Origin of the sequence: Chitinophaga parva (assembly GCF_003071345.1) — a bacterium.
Taxonomy (GTDB): domain Bacteria; phylum Bacteroidota; class Bacteroidia; order Chitinophagales; family Chitinophagaceae; genus Chitinophaga; species Chitinophaga parva.
Genome location: NZ_QCYK01000001.1, coordinates 866,101 through 882,932 on the forward strand (window position 1 = coordinate 866,101; position 16,832 = coordinate 882,932).

16 protein-coding genes are annotated in these 16,832 nt (G+C 46.0%); 12 read left to right on the forward strand and 4 right to left on the reverse strand.

Annotation, left to right across the window (positions count from 1 at the left end):
- Window positions 1-43 precede the first annotated feature (43 nt).
- Window positions 44-1,366: a sensor histidine kinase gene (locus tag DCC81_RS03845; RefSeq protein WP_108685266.1), complete on the forward strand. Its 1,323-nt coding sequence runs from the start codon at window positions 44-46 to the stop codon at window positions 1,364-1,366.
- On the opposite strand, the gene DCC81_RS03850 is transcribed toward DCC81_RS03845, so the two are convergent.
- Window positions 1,363-2,481, reverse strand: coding sequence for a terpene synthase family protein (locus DCC81_RS03850; RefSeq protein WP_108685267.1), 1,119 nt, complete (start codon window positions 2,479-2,481; stop codon window positions 1,363-1,365). The genes DCC81_RS03845 and DCC81_RS03850 overlap by 4 nt on opposite strands.
- 153 nt (window positions 2,482-2,634) lie before the next feature.
- Here DCC81_RS03850 and DCC81_RS03855 point away from each other — a divergent pair, with 153 nt between their 5' ends.
- A complete protein-coding gene (locus DCC81_RS03855) occupies window positions 2,635-3,246 on the forward strand; it encodes a response regulator transcription factor (RefSeq protein WP_108685268.1) in 612 nt (203 codons plus the stop codon).
- A gap of 1 nt (window position 3,247) precedes the next feature.
- Here the strand turns inward: DCC81_RS03855 and DCC81_RS03860 are convergent, their stop codons facing one another.
- Window positions 3,248-3,607: a hypothetical protein gene (locus DCC81_RS03860; protein WP_133177536.1), complete on the reverse strand. Its 360-nt coding sequence runs from the start codon at window positions 3,605-3,607 to the stop codon at window positions 3,248-3,250.
- 256 nt (window positions 3,608-3,863) lie between these two features.
- Here DCC81_RS03860 and DCC81_RS03865 point away from each other — a divergent pair, with 256 nt between their 5' ends.
- From DCC81_RS03865 to DCC81_RS03910, 10 genes are all read left to right on the forward strand, one after another.
- Window positions 3,864-4,244, forward strand: coding sequence for a response regulator (locus DCC81_RS03865; RefSeq protein WP_108685270.1), 381 nt, complete (start codon window positions 3,864-3,866; stop codon window positions 4,242-4,244).
- Window positions 4,245-4,345: 101 nt separating this feature from the next.
- A complete protein-coding gene (locus DCC81_RS03870) occupies window positions 4,346-4,768 on the forward strand; it encodes a hypothetical protein (protein WP_108685271.1) in 423 nt (140 codons plus the stop codon).
- Window positions 4,769-4,925: 157 nt separating this feature from the next.
- Window positions 4,926-5,945 carry a type IV toxin-antitoxin system AbiEi family antitoxin gene (locus tag DCC81_RS03875; RefSeq protein WP_165806427.1) on the forward strand — a complete coding sequence of 340 codons (1,020 nt, stop codon included), beginning with the start codon at window positions 4,926-4,928 and terminating at the stop codon, window positions 5,943-5,945.
- Complete coding sequence (locus tag DCC81_RS03880; RefSeq protein ID WP_108685273.1) at window positions 5,938-6,720, forward strand: hypothetical protein; 783 nt, start codon at window positions 5,938-5,940, stop codon at window positions 6,718-6,720. Before DCC81_RS03875 ends, DCC81_RS03880 begins: the two co-directional genes overlap by 8 nt.
- Before the next feature lie 320 nt (window positions 6,721-7,040).
- On the forward strand, window positions 7,041-8,648 hold the full coding sequence (locus DCC81_RS03885; protein ID WP_108685274.1) for a toll/interleukin-1 receptor domain-containing protein: 1,608 nt from the start codon (window positions 7,041-7,043) through the stop codon (window positions 8,646-8,648).
- A gap of 81 nt (window positions 8,649-8,729) precedes the next feature.
- Complete coding sequence (locus tag DCC81_RS03890) at window positions 8,730-9,302, forward strand: YozE family protein (protein ID WP_108685275.1); 573 nt, start codon at window positions 8,730-8,732, stop codon at window positions 9,300-9,302.
- A 10-nt stretch (window positions 9,303-9,312) separates the two neighbouring features.
- Entirely contained in the window at window positions 9,313-9,822 is a 510-nt protein-coding gene (locus tag DCC81_RS03895; protein ID WP_108685276.1) for a hypothetical protein, read from the forward strand.
- Between the two features lie 77 nt (window positions 9,823-9,899).
- Window positions 9,900-10,382, forward strand: a complete 483-nt coding sequence (locus DCC81_RS03900) for a hypothetical protein (protein ID WP_108685277.1) — start codon at window positions 9,900-9,902, stop codon at window positions 10,380-10,382.
- 103 nt (window positions 10,383-10,485) lie between these two features.
- Entirely contained in the window at window positions 10,486-10,893 is a 408-nt protein-coding gene (locus tag DCC81_RS03905) for a hypothetical protein (RefSeq protein WP_133177537.1), read from the forward strand.
- 440 nt (window positions 10,894-11,333) lie between these two features.
- Window positions 11,334-12,581: a phage integrase SAM-like domain-containing protein gene (locus tag DCC81_RS03910; RefSeq protein ID WP_108685279.1), complete on the forward strand. Its 1,248-nt coding sequence runs from the start codon at window positions 11,334-11,336 to the stop codon at window positions 12,579-12,581.
- A gap of 394 nt (window positions 12,582-12,975) precedes the next feature.
- Here DCC81_RS03910 and DCC81_RS03915 read toward each other — a convergent pair whose 3' ends face one another.
- A complete protein-coding gene (locus tag DCC81_RS03915) occupies window positions 12,976-15,543 on the reverse strand; it encodes a S8 family peptidase (RefSeq protein ID WP_108685280.1) in 2,568 nt (855 codons plus the stop codon).
- A 10-nt stretch (window positions 15,544-15,553) separates the two neighbouring features.
- Window positions 15,554-16,534: an AAA family ATPase gene (locus DCC81_RS03920; protein ID WP_108686452.1), complete on the reverse strand. Its 981-nt coding sequence runs from the start codon at window positions 16,532-16,534 to the stop codon at window positions 15,554-15,556.
- Window positions 16,535-16,832 lie beyond the last annotated feature (298 nt).

The following is a 16,832-nucleotide window of genomic DNA, read 5'->3' on the forward strand; positions in this document are numbered from 1 at the left end:
ACTGTGGTATGGTTGGACCATACTCCATTAAACCTATTAGCTAATGATCCGAACGTTTGTTAAGTCCCTGAAGTATGCCGGTACTGGCGATCTGCCAGCCTACGACATTAATCGAAATATTTGCATAGGTGTAAACCTGCTTTGTCTTTATGTGATCTTGCTCAACTTTGTCTCTGGCGCAATCTTTTATTTTCTCAGCAAGAATATACTCATACCGATTGGAGCCTACCTGGAAGCGGGCATCGTTTATGGGATCATTGAACTTAACCGGCGCAAGCGGTTCATGCTGGCAAATTTTTGTTTTTACATTACCATCAGCGTCGCAACATTTTATTTTACGGCCATCCTGGGGAGGGTGTCGGAGTCGCAACTGATGATCCTTTTTTTATTCGGGCTCATATACTATCTTTTTTCCAAGAGGCGGATCCGTAATCTGGTCATCTGTTTTAACCTGCTACTGCTGGTTTGTATGGAGGTTAACAGTGAGCTGGAGATCATACCTCCTACTCATTTTTCATTCGTCGTCCAGCATATAGTCCGTTGGCTGGTCTATGCGGTTGTCATTAGCCTTACACTCAAAATATTTCAGCTTTACCGCAAAAATACGCAGATGCTTATTGATCTGCACAGCTATCACAAAACAGTGAAGGCCTCTCTTATTGTGGAAGAGGAGCGCAACGAGTTAAAGAACTTACTCTTTCAACACATTGCCCACGATCTCAGGGGCCCTTATATTGGCGTTTCAACCGAAATCTATGCCCTTCACGCAAAATCGACCAAGGGTGTAATCATAAGGCCGGAAGACACGCTCAGTCTTATTAATGCCTCCAATCAGTACCGGGAAATGCTGGAGGATTTTATGGAGCTTTCCAAATTCAAAGACGCCAGCTTTAATGAGATCGACCTGCAGGCAATCGACATTAAGGCCGAGGTGACAAAAATCGTATCTAAGCACAAGCACAGCATGGCGGCCAGGGGTGTCACGGCCAAAATCGAATTTTCTATGGGCTTCCCGGATTTGCTCATTGCTGACAAGCTAAAATTTGGCAGGATCGTACACAACCTGCTCACCAACGCAATCAAATTTACCGAGCCCGATACCGTCGTCAGTATCCATATTCAGAACTTTGGCGATTACTGGCAGTTTCGGTTAAGGGACCAGGGGCGCGGGATTAAAGAGGATAAAGTGGGCTTATTATTTAAGCCCTATGTAACGGAGAAAACCCCAGCCAATCCCGATGGCGTTGGCCTGGGGCTCTATATAGTAAAACACTTGGTTAATATCATGGGGGCCAAGATCGTTGTGGAAACCCAGCCGACCGGTAGTGTCTTTGACATAACCTTCCCTATGAAAAAGACACTTTAGACTTTCATCGTTACCTTTTCTTTTTGGCTGGTCTCTTGCCAGATGGAGACTGGGCGCTTATATCGCTGGGTATAAGTTTGCCAGGTCCAGCAGGCTTGTAGTACGGCCTTTAGTCCCTTTAAATAATTTGTCAAATTGGTCTTTGACATTTCGGGCAGCGTTTCCATGCTGTCCTCGATGCGTTGGATAGTTTCGGTGTAGTCGGCCAGTAGTTGGCGGATAATATGGCCGGATACCTGGATGGCTTCGTCCAGGCGCATCCGAAAATTATTAGCCAACACGATAAAGACCAGGTTAGAGTCACTGGCTGAATCGATGACTTCTTTTTCAAAAGAAAATAGATCGTTGGTCAGGGCGCCGACATAGGATACTGTTTCGTTGGCTTTTTTTACATCGGTGGCCAGGCCGGCGCTTTCTAGCTCGTCCCAGTCCAGGAAGCAGCTGTTGGCATACTCGATCATGGCCACAGTGTGGGGCATGCCACTGATGTCAGCACGGAGCTTGATATATGCTTCAACCGATGGGATATAGCCCAGGGTGGCAGCGTCATATGATTTATGGGCGGCATCGATGTGGGTGAGGTAGAGCCGGAGAAAATGGTCAAACCAGGATTTGGGGGCGCCATTGGCTATTTCCTGGAGCACTTCTACGTTGGCTGTTTCTGCCAGGGAGGCGCCACGGGAAAGCCTGAGATCGTTGCCAATGGCTGCCAGCCGGTCTCTGATCTCATAAAGGACCTGCATTTCCTGGTTGGTAGGCTTGGCATCTCTGCCCATTTTGTCGTTGAGGTAAAAGTCTACCGCGTAGTTTTTGGAGATGGTGATGATTTTTTGCAGTGGTGCTTCCGGGAACAAGAACATAGAGCAGGTGATGTAGGCATCTGCATCAGGCAGCAGGATCCCGTATTGCTGCCCGAAGGAGGTCGTCCGCTGTTTGAGGGTGGCCATTTCAGGATGGGCTGCAGCGTCACTGCAGAAAAGATCAAATTGGAAATTTTCGGAATTAAACAGCGAAAGCAGGGAGACTTGTTTGGTTGTTTTAAGGCTTTCCGCGTATTGTTGGTGGATGGCATGCAATGCCACAGCCACTACGTTCGGCACGTTTGGTACTAGCATGATAGGTAAGGTTTAATAGGTGAACAAAAATGGAATTGGATAAGGAATTTACGACGGAATAATCATTAAAAATTCAGAGCACATGATAACACGGATCGCGTTTATAGGTGTTTTTATAGAGTCCGGTTTTTTAACCCCTTAATTGTGTTGCAGATGAAATCTATACTCATTGTTGATGATCATGGCATCGTCCGACAGGGCCTCTCTAAGATCGTTACCGAAGTGCTTGGGTACTCGGATTTGGACCAGGCCGAGAACTGTCATTCGCTCATGGCCGCCTTGCATAAAAAGACCTATACTCATTTACTTGCCGACATAGTGCTACCGGATGGTCAAATACTTGAGGTGCTGCCCACGATCCGAAAATTGTATCCTGACACCGGCGTCGCAATACTGAGCCAGCAGCCGGCCAATATATTTGTGCCCGTGTTGGCAGATCATGGTATAAAAAAGTACATTTTAAAATCGGCACCGGACGAGGAATTGGTAAGTGATCTGCGGGATTTTATTGAGGACGTACCCGGCCCGCTATACCGGGGCCTTTTCAGAAAGACGCCTTTTGATGATCTGTCCCACCGTGAGCTGGAAGTGCTTCATTATATTCTTTGCGGTGAAAAACCAGGCGGTATTGCCAATAAGTTGGGTATATCCTATTCTACTGTTGGCACCCACACCCAAAGGATATATGAGAAAACCGCTACCAGGTCCATTAAGCAACTTACCAAACTTTCAGCCCAGTTTGGGCTGACGGAGGGGCGGGAGTAGATTATTTCGTGGGTCTGGCCTTACGTCCCCTTCCGGGAGTGCCTTTTTTCTTCTTCTCTATACGGGCCTTTTGACTGTGGCGTAGCGCTTCCTTGTAGGCGGCCAGGTCCTCATCGGTAATGGAGTCCAACTCGCTACCCAGTGCGGTCATTCCTCCATCCAGGGCTTCGGCGATGGCAAAGAGGGTCGTGGATGCTGCGTTTATTTTTCCCTGGAACACTCCGATCAGGGTCGCTTTGGGAATGCCAGAAGCACGCTCCAGCTTCTGGTAACTATCAACCGTTTCACTCCTTTGCTTTTGCCTTGGGCCGGTGGGGCCAGCCAGCTGCTTATTGTGCTGTAGGCGCCTGAAAAGCGCCAAGGCAAACCGGAGCTTTATGCTTTCCTTTTCCCGGGTTTCCATTACGGGAAAATGGGTTGATTTTCAATAACATTTGGTATGTGATCACATACCGCTAGAAGATTTTGGAATTTTTTACTACATTGTAGAGTCCGTTTTACAATCCTATCCACGCGCTCTGCTCTGATTATAGCCTGGGATGTGGCGTTTGTCCATCCTGTTGTCATGTTTTTTTTCAAGGATTTCCATTGTTTGAACCTAAATCTTATTTCGTCCGATGACTTCTAAACACTTAACCGTCGCAATTGTCGATGACCAGCCCCTGATGCGGGAAACCTCCAGAACAATGGTCGGAATGTTCGGATACGACATTCATTCGGAAGCAACCAACGGGGAGGACTTCCTCGATCAACTGGCCAAAGGACAAAGCCTGCCAGATATTTGCCTGCTTGATATCAGCATGCCTGTTAAGGATGGCTTTGAGACCGCCATGGAATTGCGGGCCCACTATCCCGAAATCCGAATTTTGGCCTACTCCTTGGGAGCCAGCCCAGATCAAATCCAAAAAATAAAGCAATGTGGAGCCCATGGCTTCCTTCCCAAGGAAGGCAACCCTGGAAGATGGGCAGAGGCCTTTGACCAGGTGCGCGCCGTTTAGCTTTTTGCTTTCCGATTCCTCACCTGTCTCAGCTAAGAGTCACCACCGCGCTGGCAGCGGGTACCTCCCGGCTGATTTGACGATACCCCAATAAATTATTGATGTCAACAATAGCACAGACTATTATCCAGAGCCTTGACCGAAATTATCCCCTCACCGAAGTAAAAGAAGTAAAGCCCGTCTCTGACCTGGGCTTGGGATCCAAGTTTCAAACCATCTACCAGTATATCTTCGGGGTGACCGCCGTGGAGTTCTCCGGAGGATATGAGTACTACAAGCGGCGCATTGAAACAGATATGGTGGGACTAAAGGTCCCGGGAGCTCTTTTTTTCCATGCTTGGCCCTTTGGAGCGGGCGAAGCCGATCAGCTATGGTCGGTTCTGACCTCCCTAGCAGAGCATTATAATGCCTGCCTGGATATAAATAAAATGCTGGAACAGGCAGGTGTTGGAACAGACCAGGCCACCGGTGATTTTCTGCTGGTCGTTTGCGTGAATCAAATTAGAATTCCAGTTCCAATGTAGGGTATTACTGCCTTAATGTTGGGGTCGCCATTTGTAGGCATTAGATATGTACATGATTCATCTAAGGGCCGTTATTTGCAATAATATTTGGAAAAACCGCTTTTGTACAATAAATTTGCTTGTACATGATTCATGTACAACTGAAACATTATGTACAATGCTAGTTGATAGGCACGCTGAACAGTTAATTTTACATCCTGCCATGACAGCTTTTGCTGAGCACAGTGGCATGACGATGAGGCGGGTGCTGGAGCCGCCTGTAGACTACGAGATTGGTTCAAGACAAGTAGACGACTTTGTTCAAATCAAGGCTGGATCAATTACAGAGACGCTTTGTGTAGAGATAAAGGGTGAAGTTCGGAAGGCAGGAGTTGAACAGTTGTTGGGAGCGATGCTTCCCAGACAACAATGGTTACTTGTAGCTAAATACATACCAGCACCGTTAAAAGAGTTCCTCCGTCATCAGGGATGCAATTATCTGGAGGCCAGTGGTAATTGCTACATAAATACAGGCCAGTTGGTTATATTTATCAATGATCAGGAGGTTAAGCAGGTAAGGCAATCTAATACCGGTAAAATATGGAAAAGCGCCGGATTGCAATACTTATTTGTTGTTCTTCAGGATCCAGCGATGCTGCAACGACCTTACCGCGTCATCGCCAAGGCTGCGGGTATCTCTGCAGGCAATATCGCTGATCTCAGGAAGGAGTTGCAGGCATCTGATTATATTACCCATGAGGGAATATTTTCAGCAAGAGATAAACTCATAGAGCGATGGGTGGAAATGTATGCTTTGACACTCAAACCTAAAGTATTTAAAGGACGGTTTCGGTTTGCCAGTAAGCAATTTGAGAATAACTGGCGCGGTCTGACAACCGACGGTATGTACTGGGGGGGAGAACCTGGAGCTGATATATATACATTTAATCTATTACCGCAGGAATTTACGCTATATACCTCTTTTACAGGAAATGAACTTGTCAGTAAGCTGAGGATAGTTCCCGATGAGGATGGCCCTATCACTGTTCTGGATAAATTTTGGCATGATTGGGAAGGAGATCGGCACAACCGTGGTGCCGCACCTCCGCTGATAGTGTATGCAGATTTACGAAATAGCTTAGATAGTCGTAATTGGGAAATAGCTAACCGCATTAAAAATTCCTACCTCCATGAATGATATTCTCACCCAGATTGCACTGGAGATGCTTTCTAAATTTCAAGATGTCCTGGCAAAATTCAATATTGAATATTATTTGGTAGGGGCGGTGGCCAGAGACATTGGCTTGTCTGCGGATCCGACACATGCGTCTTCCCGCAGAACCCAGGACATTGATATTGCATTGTTGATCGCAGACCAAGCGCAGTTTTATGATATAAAAGCTGCTTTGGTAGATACAGGTGATTTTAGTGCTGATCCATCTGAGGCAATAAAGTTTACTTATAAAGGTATTTTGGAGGTAGACCTATTACCTTTCGGAGAGATAGAGAATGAGCTACGGGAGGCCCGTCTTGAAAGTCCTCGTCTTTTTATCTTGGATGTTCCCGGCTTTAAGGAGCTTCTACCTTATGCTGATTATTTTGAGATCAGCCCTGAACTAAGATTGAAGGTCTGCTCATTGGAGGGGCTGGTTCTTTTAAAAATTATCTCAAGCAATGACCGACCAGAGAGGATAAAAGATATCACAGATATCGAAGATATCACTAAGGCGTACTTCGACCTGACAGTAGAGACCATTTTTTCCGAACATGAAGATGCCGCTGATCTCTACGATCATTCCGCCCGAAACTACCTGCAATTAGTGGGTGCAAGAGTTATCGGTAGAAGAATTGGGCGCATACTTGCCGACTCTCCTAACTTACGCAACAGAATCATTGATATTTTAAATGGAAGGGTTGTGGGTCAGCATTGGACTGCCATCGCCGATGGTATAATGGATATGGATAAATCCTAACCAGGCGTAAGTAAGTTTATACAGATTTTAAGGTTAGTAAGATGGAATTATCAAAGTTTCCCATCAGAAGGATTGTTCCTTTTATCACAGGTGATGGAATGCTTTATAAAGTGATTCATTTTCAAAATTCATAAAGGAATTCATTACGGCGTAATCTTCTTTTGTGTCCCAGCGCCATGGGCCGAAATAATCCACCGCTCAAAATGAAGGTGTTGCTATTATACTGATTGCAAGCATGCAAAAATGGTAAAATGAGTAAATCTTGAAATAAAATACCTTTGCGGACCAATCATAAAACCCCAATCCCCAATAGGTAGATTATGGCAAATTATAAGATCGAGTTGGGCCCCGACCACGTAGGCCCTCACCTGAAGGTGTATTTAAAGGACATCTCCCTCAACCCCCAGATCAAGGACCAGCTGGAGGGCCTGGCTGCTGTCCACCATGTAAATATTACAGAAAAAAGGGGTAAGTCTGACCTGACGGTCTATCCCAACAAGGCTTACGATATCACCGAAGTGCGCGATGAGGTTGCTACCTTCCTGGACGGTTATTTTGGTCCAGGATCCGCGCTGTCTTCACCTGCACCGGTGGCTGGCCCCAGACCCACTCCCGCTCCTGCGGCTACACCTGCTGGCGACCCAGCTGTGCCCGCCCATCTAACTGTATTTCTTTCCTATAGCTGGGATGATGATCCGGTCCATCAGGCATGGGTGCTTGCGCTGGCCGACCGGCTGCAGAGCCAGGGAGGCGTCAAAGTACTACGGGATCAATACGAAATCCGGGCTGGCAAGTCCATCACCCATTTTATGGAAACATCCGTTGTGGCCGCAGATAAGGTGGTGATGATCATGACGCCCAACTATAAGGAGAAGGCCGACGGCCGCAAAGGAGGGGTGGGGTTTGAGTATTCCATGATCTCTGCGGAGTTGTATGCCTCCCAAGTGGCCGGCAAGTTTATCCCCGTGGCCAGGAAGGGAAAGTATTTAGAGTGTTCTCCAACCTTTATAAAAGGGTTGAAATCCCTGGACATGACTAGCGATGCGGAGTTTGAGGCAAAATTCTGGGAACTGCTGCGGGAGATTCATGATGAACCATATGTAACCCCGCCACCCATTGGGCCCAAACCCGTTTTCCCTATCAGGATACCGGCCACGGGGCCTGCGGCTGTGCCACCATCAGCGCCTGGGCTCCCGGCAGGAGCCGCTCCGCCGGCTACCAGCCTTGTTGATGATGCAGATAACATGGCCCGCAGCCGGATGCCAGCGGTGGCTCATTGGTCTTTTAACATCAGCGTAAAGTCGATGGTAGACTTGAGTCTTTCCAACTTTTACCGACAAATCTATAGCCACCGTATTTCTCAGGAGGCTGGCAGATATTACCTGCCGTTGGTGCTCAACGATTATTATAAAAAGAGCCACCATCCGGACTGGGATTTTGTCATACCCTTAAACAATGGTGGTATTGCCAATATGTTTGAGGCTTCCGCTCTTAAGATCACCAAGGGTAACATTCGGTATGAGTATAGCGAGTATTCCACGCACGAGATGATGTTGCTGCGCCTGACGGACCCTTTTATGACGCTGCTGTATCTACTCCTTATCCTCAAAGCGGGCCACGACGAGTTGGGGCGCCAGCCGACCATCGAAATAGAAATCGACTTTAAATCCAATCGAAAGACGGTGTTTTATCTGCAACACTCCCCCATTCCGGTGTCCAGGGTCTATGGCCTGCAGACGATGACCATTCCGGGCAACGAGGCTTCCAGGACCGTGGTAATCGCCGAGGTGAACCAAAACAGCCTCATGGATGTTTTTGGAGAGCTGTATGCCATGTTTATGGCTGAAAATCCCGGTTCAAATTTGCCCTATATAGAGCTGGACCGGACCGCATTTCTTAAAGCGATTAAAGAGCTTATCAGCCAATAGCCACCGTGGTACCCAGTCAACCATTAGCGACAGCAGCTCATTCAGTTTTTTCGTAAATTACTGTAGCGTAAAACCGTTATTATGAGTCTTATTGATTTTGCAAAAGCTATCATCGATGAACCATCGCCGCTGGGTGATCTTGCCCGTGATATGCAAGGGGATTATGAGTTTCCGGTGGATAAAACTGACCAGGAGATTCTTTCCTATCTCCGATTTAAAACCTCCCGCCAAGGCAACGAAGAGGTGGTCAAGGAATTCGCGGCAGCGTACAGGGAGTCTGCAGGCCAGATACCGCCGGCCGATCAGCTTATCGCCAGCGCGGTAGTCTTTAATGCGCAGCGGTGGCAGCACCTGGTTAAATACTTCCGCCGTGATAAAGTGGTCCTTGTCGGAAAGCCAGAAGACATTTACAAAGCCTATGTCATCGATTACTCCACCGGAAAAGCCATTGCCTTCCACCTGCACACCAATTTGTCCAACTTGAATAAAATACAGATCATTGAGGCGGACGGTGTGCCCGATGGGCAGTTGAGCAGGAAGATGGATCCCGATGCGGCACTGGTGGCATTACAGGATTGCCCCTACGTCTACAATAAGCCCAATCCAGTGGTGTTTGATGGACTTGTTCAGATGCTTAGCTTCCCCTCAAAATAAAGCCGTACAGTTGGAAATAGTCAGCATAAGGAAATGGCTAAGTAATGGGGCAGGCCCCAAGATAAACCCCTATGCGGCTGATTTGTCGCGGCGAAGGTCCAGGCCATTTACTGCCGCCGATATTATTGGGACAATTGAGGCCAAACTTTTGACTGGGCGCCCTCGCATAAAAAAACTAGGTGATGATTTTTTCGCAAATGATACAGGCATCTTTCACCAGTATATTTTTGGAATTGCCCGTCCGCGATCGGATGGAGGCATTGAGCAATATGTGGTGCAGATGGTGAGCAAACTCCGGCAATTATTAACAGAGCCCGTCTTTTTTCCTTTTGTATTTGAAGGGTATCAGCAGCGCCAGCTAAAAAAGGTGCTTTCTGAGCTGGCAGACCATTACCGTGCTAGGTTGGAGGTTGGTAAAATGGCTCGCCGCGTAGGGATGAATGAGCGATTGACTTCTCAGCGATTTTTTCTGATGGTGACCGCACTGCCGATCATGATAGTTAATCCGATCTCAGTATGAACACCTGTTCGAGAAAAAAGTAACGATGAGCAGTATTTTTTATTGACAATGGTGTTTATGCAGTATTAAAAAAAGCGATGGTCGTTTTTAATACTGAACTGGAGAAGTTTGAACTTCTACTGCCTGTTGAGGTGGTGGACGCCTTGAATCTTTATAAGCCGGGTACATTGGAGCCGGCGCGGCCAGTGCATCTCGAAAAAATGAGATTAGAATGGTTACAGCTGGAGCTGCAGAAAGCCTATCAACACAGAAAGCAAGAGAAGATTAAAGGGCCAATCCGCAACAAGATTGGTAAAGTAATTTGTATAGGAGGTATGATCCTCACTTTTACTATTACCCAGGTTTGCATTTTTTTCCAGATGAATCGTTTGCTGGTCAGCCTGTCAGCAATCTGCATTTTTCTTTACTTTTTGTTTGGTTTATTCAGATATACAATCGGTGTTCCATTAGTAAGCTGGCGCCTGCCTTTAATCGGCTGGACGGCGGTCGATCAAAATAGTATGTTTGACGCCTTACAGTCAGCTGGTTGGCAGCTGAAAATAGCAGAAGAATTTAGTTAAATCATTTTGCCCTGCCTACATATTGAATCACAGAGTCCAAGAGTGAAAAGCGGAGGACGGAATATGGCTAAATATTGGTAATTTTATTAAAAGCCGCAGCGTAATGAATGCAAGAAGTTACAGAGTAAATCTAAGCCTTTCGCCATTAGATTTTCCGGTGATTATGGGGTTGGGACAGTCATCAGTTTCTTACCAATCCGAACCACATATCAATAGGAAGAATGTAGTATTAACAATAACTAAGAAGTATGTGCTCACCGACATGCAGACAAAGAGAGAGCATGAAGTTCTTTCTGTTAAATCTGACTATGAAATACCATTCAACCTGATAAGAAGTAGAGAAGATGTTTATGAATTTTATAAAGATGCCATGTTAAGCCTGAACGAAGCATATCAGTATGCTCGAACACAATTGCCAGGACTACCTAACATACCATTCCCCAACCAACCAATAGAAAATTACAAAGGAGAGATTGACCGTGTTTTTAATTTATTAAATAGTCAAAACTGATTTTAGTCCCGGTGTGCCTTCCAAGCCATCTTTTGTAAAGATTCTTTCTTTAAAAATCTCCATACTTTTTAAGCTGTAGGACCTAAAGCCCTTTAGTTGAGCAGGCTCTTGTGGTGAATATAATAGTGATGAGGGTGTACACCTTTCTTGATAGTGATTCCAGCGTGCCGCATCCGGTGTCTGTTCTAATTTATGCCAAAATAATAGAATATTGGTAAAAATTAGATTTTTGCCTGTTAGTTTGACACAAAGGCCAATCGGGACTAATGACATTTATCTGACAAGATCAATCTGATTGCTGGCCTCCCCTGAACAGGAAATATTTGGCGGAATAGTTCATTTTGTACTGTCAGTGATTTACCATTTTTTGTTGTCATTTTTTTTTACCATGCACATTTTCAACAATTTGGAATTGAAGGTTCAAAAGAACTGACAGAGTAATGGAAGTCTCAATTTTAGTCAAGTATAACTACCGCAACCGTGTCAATAAAAGTGGGCGATATCCTGTTCATATTTATGTTAAACCGGAGGGAGAAAGAGAGAAATACTACGAGGTCGGGCTTCCTCGGAAGCCATCGGTGGAAGAATGGCAAGGCAATGACGATGCATGGATAAGCACTAAAAGCCCGTACGCTTTTCAGAGCAACCAGGCCATCAGAGACCTTAAACAAAAAATCATAGGGGTTCATAAAAGACTCTTTGATAGGGGAGAAAGCCTAACCCATTACCATGTGGATAAGGAATTGAATTTTAGAGGAAGTCGGGCTGTCTTTAACGACTACTTTAGAGACTATATGAGAAATCCACCCCCAAAAGTGGTGCTTTCCCTTTGTACCTGGGAGAAATACCATGCCTTTATAAAGCACCTGGATAATTTTAATCCAAAAATTCTCTTTTCTCAATTTGACGAAGACCTGGTCGCCATGATCCGCAACTTCCTGGCCGCGCAGATTGGGCAAGGAGGTAGAGTGCTGGCGCCCGCCTCCGTAAAATCATATTTTGATAAATTCGCCGTGGTTTTAAAACATGCAGCAAAGAAAGATAAGCTATTGGATGAGCGGCTTGTAACGACATTTTTTGAGGAAGTTAAGGTCACTGTGCCTGATCGAGTTGAGGGCCTCCACCTGGATGTTCATGAAATCAAAGCTATCCGAAGGCTCGTCATCAATCCCGGGCATCCATCTCTGGGCAGGGATCAAAAATTATTTTTGCTTCAGATTTATGGAATTTGGTACTATAAAGATATTATAAGACTGCAGCGGTGCCAAGTCCACGTTGATCATGAGGTCGGAATGTATGTTACCGGTCAGCGGGAAAAAAACGGAATGCCCACCATTGTACCTTTATGGAAGTTTCCCAATGCTACGGAGATAATGAAGGAATTTGAGGATCCAAACCGAGAAAGTGTGTACTGGTTCAGACGGGACATCTTCGTCGATGTACAGGTCTACAACCAGAATATAAGGGCCATAGCGACACTGGCAGGCGTTACGCGGAAGATTTCAAATAAGATTGCCCGCCATACGGGTTGGAATCTTATGGTCCGTATGGGGGTTCAATGGCCAGTGGCAAAAAAAATTGCAGGCCACAAGTTGGAAGGTATTGCAGGCAAGCACTATGTGCGTATCGGATTAAGAGAGGTAATCGATGGCACCAGGTCAGCACAATTTGATGAACTAGGCATTTAGAATAGTTTCATATTGTGGGCCACTTTGCCCCAAACGATAACTTCATGCTTTCCCGGTTAATGATCGCTGTATTTATCCGCCGGTATGTGGAGACATCTCTTACTCGCCAGAATTTGATCCATTTTGCAAATCCAGTTCGATGCTGTCATCATTTTGCAGTAGCGCTTTGTCAATCATTACCGGTTCACCCGAAGACGGGATACGTTTCATTTCCATATAGGTGGAGTAATTAGAGTAACAATGTACGCAGATTCTTCCAATAGCTCACCTCCCGTGAATTAGGTGATCACGATGTTTAACTTATGTACGCCGAATGCAACAGCATCATTACCCGCCGCTGCATTGCACGGTTCTGCGGACTTTGCCTATTTTTTTGTCCAGGTAGTTATCTCTGTCAGGTGGTGATATCGATCAAATTTGCGACAGGGGTATAAATATCTACATTATTGTCGGGCGTCTCTATGGTAACGATCAGGCTATATCTTACGGAGTGCTCATATCTTTTGAGTTGTTTACGGTAGCGCCACCATCCACCGACAGGATAAATGGCTATTTTATTTTTTGCCGCCAAGTCCGCCGCAGTGCCGATCCAGATGTCCTTATGGATGGAGCCCTTGCTTCGAATTTTATTTCCAATAATCCATTGCTCCGATCCCTCCGGCTGATAGTCCTTCTCCCGCATAGCTTTACTGACCCTTGCCGCAAAGGCTTCGGTGCTTTCGTTTCGATCAATCATTTTAAAGCGCAGGCCGTGGGAGATATAACTAGTGGCAAGTTGATAACTTTTACTGTTGGGATTGGGTTCGATAAAGTAAGACAGAGTTACTTTAAGTTTAACCTCTGTGGCAAAAAGCTCTTCCAGTGCTTCTTTGGGCCAAGGAAGGGTGAATAAATGGAATTTATCGGTTTTGATGGAGGAACCGTCAATTTTGAACGGCTTAATCTTTCGCTCCGCAATGAGGGATAAGGAATTACTGGCACTGGTAGTGGCCTGCGTTATATTCGGCACACCGTACCCCACTTCCTTGAGCAGTTGTTTCAGTTCTGTTTTTCCTATATTTCTCAATGATTTTCCTTCGAGCATAGCCTTGGTCCAATCAGCTGAGTGGATGATGAGCCCTCTGATTGTTTCAGGCCATAGATTTGGATATTTTTGGGTGACTATTGCGCCAAACCTGGAGGCCAGCGCGGTAGCGCCGCTGGTATCCCCGAAGGGATGCAGCCAAGGATTTCCCCCACCCCGGCCAGTCGATAAAGGTCGCAATGAATCAGGAACGATTAGGTTGTTATTTTGAACGGCATGATTGCCGCCTTCCATCACTATATCGGGCTTTCCGGCCCACCAGGGATCCCATTTATGGGAAGTAGAAGAACTAGCAGCCAGTGCGCCTCGTTTGGCAATCGGTTCGGCGCCGGGAAAACGGGCGGCATCCACTTGATCTTTCAAAGTATAAGCCCCTACAGTAATGGCGTTAAAAGCCTGTGCAGGATCATGGATCGACCGGTCCCTATTAGTATAGGGATACCCAGTAAATTCTTCCTCGTAAAGGTTGCCTGCACAAATGAAAAAAAGCGTTTTAGTGTTAGGCTGTTCGTGGCTACCAAATACGATTTGGTCAATGGCGGAAGACCAAGAAGTGGGCCTTCCATAGTGCTCATATTCATATTGCGTTATCGCCATACAGACCATTCGTTTTGCGTCAGGATGCATGAGTTCACCTCTGGCCACTGCTTCCGCCGTTATTGCACCATAATTGTCTGGGTCATGTTTGGAAGAAGGAGACAGAATTTTGACACTTTCCAACTGGTGATAAATGGTTATACTGCGAGTAGAGCTAAGAAGCTCAGTTAAATCCCCATAGAGCGCCAGCCCTGCCATGGGCGTGCCATGTCCGTTGCCCTTACCAGTATCGGCTTTGGTCCAATGGGGCTCAATGGCGTCCAGGTTTTTTTGAGGGATGAGATGTTTTAGTAGTGGGTTTTCTAAGGTGACGCCCGTATCGAGTAGGCAAACAGCGACTCCATCTGGATCATGGGTTACCCGGTCTGCCAGGTCTTGGGCCCATTCGCGTTGTTCTCTTGTGGGTAAGTCCACAAAAAAGTCCGCCAAATCATGGGGGTGGCGCAGTTCCATCAACCGATCCGTAAAAAGCAAGGTGCTGGCAAGGGTTCTGGCGGTAGCTTTTATCAGTACCACGTAGCTTTCCGGAAAGACGAGCCACCGGCGGCCAACTCGAACGTTTTGCTCATCAAATATATCTCCAAGTATTGTGTCGGCAGACGGCCTTGCAGGATCGTCAGTTGACCGACTTAACCAAACTTCCCACCATACATTGGTATTTAAAGAAGGGAAGTCTTGTTCCGGCTCATTCCAAAAGCTCTCTAATGTTGCTGCAGCTATGTGTTCTATGTTAGCGATGAGTTTTTGGTGACGCGGCTTACCTGTTTTGGATTCTTTGTTCAGATATTGATCTAATTTTTTTAAAAAAGTGGCGATGGCCTTTTTATTTAAATAAACCGTTGCCTCATATATCGTTTCATCATCGGGAACAGGATTGTCGGAAGTTAAGTCACCATCTTCGTATATATCATTGTCGTCATCTTCGTGGTCGCCATAGCCAGCAACCGCTTTAAATTTTTGAACCTGAGCTTTTTCGGAACTACCTTTGGCAGTGAGTCCTCTTAAAGTTCTCAACTGAAAATTATATTTGCTGTCCTGTAATGCTTTCAGGTTTAGCAAAAAACCGACAGGGGACTGGATAGTCAGATAGACAAAATCTGTATCCGCCTGGCTTTGGAATGTCCTGACCGCCCTGTTGAACTGAGTTCTTATTTTTTGGGCGTGTTTGGCGCGATCAACATCTTCTCGCGCAATGACCGGATCCCTTCCGGGATTAGGCGTATAGGGATACGACTTTGATCGACCTTTGATGATAAGGTGTGGTTTACGAAATAGGGGCATACTTGATCAATTAAAACGGTTTTTTCCGTTGCTCGATGTATGTTTTGAGGCTGGTAATGGTTAGTTCCTTTTTACCGTAGATCAGTCCGTTCTTATAAATATCCATGCAGATATTATTCATCTCTGAATAATTAAGTCCCAAAGCCATGTCGGCAATTTTGGTGTAATTCAAACCTTTGGCAAGTTTGAGATCGGCAAGATGCGTTTCAAAATACTCGACAATCTGCTGCTTACCTGGTAGTGGGTAGAATACAATATCATCAAACCGGCGAAACAGCGCCGCATCCAATGTTTCGGGGAGGTTGGTCGCTGCGATGATCAAACTGTTGGAGTCGTCCTTTTCTATGAGCAGTAAAAAGGAATTGAGCACGCGCTTGATTTCACCGACGTCATTTCCGTGCGTCCTGGTTGTCCCAATGCTGTCAAATTCATCGAACAGGTACACTGCGCGGTATTGCCGGATGGCATCAAAAATCATCCGGAGCTTGGCTATACTTTCTCCCATGTAGCGACTGATCAGACCATCGAGCCTGATTACAAAGAGGGGAATGGCCAGCTCAGAGGCGAGAACTTTGGCTGACATGGTTTTGCCGCAGCCAGGAGGACCGACGAACAAAAGGCGCTTTCTTGGAGATAAATTATTCTGACGCAGGAGTTCAACGTTTGCCTGCTCATCGACAACCCGCTTGAGACCGTTTTGTACATTCTGATCTAAGACCATATCCTGGAGCTTCACGCGGGGGTACTCAACTTCCAGTAGATCGCTGAGTTCCTTTTGTGCCTCGTTGACCGGCAGATTTTTTAAAAGACCCTTGGGACCATGGCGGCCCACCTTAGCTTTGTCAATGGCACTTTTGAGTTCTTCTGCAAAAGTGGTATTACCCTTTCTGGCCTCGGCAGCGGCAATTTGCATAGCGGTAGCGAAGAAGCGAGCTTCGTCGTCACTGCCAAAGGATTGAATAAGCGTTTTTATTTGATCTGCTGCTGCCATGTTGCATGTGTTGTGAAACCGGTAGTTACCTGCCGTCCAGAACAATCAGGTGCTAAAATCGGGCCGGGTATAATTGGGAATTCGCCGCAAAATTACTGTTAATCCTTCATAATTACTAAATCCTTGTGAATTTAGCAAATATTAAGGCACTGATTTTCCTCAGTTTATGTAAAACGAAACTTTTGCCTAAATATTGGAGGTTACAGGCTACCATAAACAGCAGGCAATTTTGCTCCGCTATAGGTAGGGGCAGCCAAATGGTAACCTATTGGCTGACAAAAATTCCGCAGCTGCTGGC

Bases quoted from the DNA above. Each gene is read 5' to 3' on its own strand.
- DCC81_RS03880 (WP_108685273.1), top strand. From the start codon at position 5,938: ATGAATGATATTCTCACCCAGATTGCACTGGAGATGCTTTCTAAATTT.
- DCC81_RS03865 (WP_108685270.1), top strand. From the start codon at position 3,864: ATGACTTCTAAACACTTAACCGTCGCAATTGTCGATGACCAGCCCCTG.
- DCC81_RS03890 (WP_108685275.1), top strand. From the start codon at position 8,730: ATGAGTCTTATTGATTTTGCAAAAGCTATCATCGATGAACCATCGCCG.
- DCC81_RS03875 (WP_165806427.1), top strand. From the start codon at position 4,926: ATGCTAGTTGATAGGCACGCTGAACAGTTAATTTTACATCCTGCCATG.
- DCC81_RS03905 (WP_133177537.1), top strand. From the start codon at position 10,486: ATGAATGCAAGAAGTTACAGAGTAAATCTAAGCCTTTCGCCATTAGAT.
- DCC81_RS03900 (WP_108685277.1), top strand. From the start codon at position 9,900: ATGGTCGTTTTTAATACTGAACTGGAGAAGTTTGAACTTCTACTGCCT.
- DCC81_RS03870 (WP_108685271.1), top strand. From the start codon at position 4,346: ATGTCAACAATAGCACAGACTATTATCCAGAGCCTTGACCGAAATTAT.
- DCC81_RS03885 (WP_108685274.1), top strand. From the start codon at position 7,041: ATGGCAAATTATAAGATCGAGTTGGGCCCCGACCACGTAGGCCCTCAC.
- DCC81_RS03855 (WP_108685268.1), top strand. From the start codon at position 2,635: ATGAAATCTATACTCATTGTTGATGATCATGGCATCGTCCGACAGGGC.
- DCC81_RS03910 (WP_108685279.1), top strand. From the start codon at position 11,334: ATGGAAGTCTCAATTTTAGTCAAGTATAACTACCGCAACCGTGTCAAT.
- DCC81_RS03915 (WP_108685280.1), bottom strand. From the start codon at position 15,543: ATGCCCCTATTTCGTAAACCACACCTTATCATCAAAGGTCGATCAAAG.
- DCC81_RS03845 (WP_108685266.1), top strand. From the start codon at position 44: ATGATCCGAACGTTTGTTAAGTCCCTGAAGTATGCCGGTACTGGCGAT.
- DCC81_RS03920 (WP_108686452.1), bottom strand. From the start codon at position 16,534: ATGGCAGCAGCAGATCAAATAAAAACGCTTATTCAATCCTTTGGCAGT.
- DCC81_RS03850 (WP_108685267.1), bottom strand. From the start codon at position 2,481: ATGCTAGTACCAAACGTGCCGAACGTAGTGGCTGTGGCATTGCATGCC.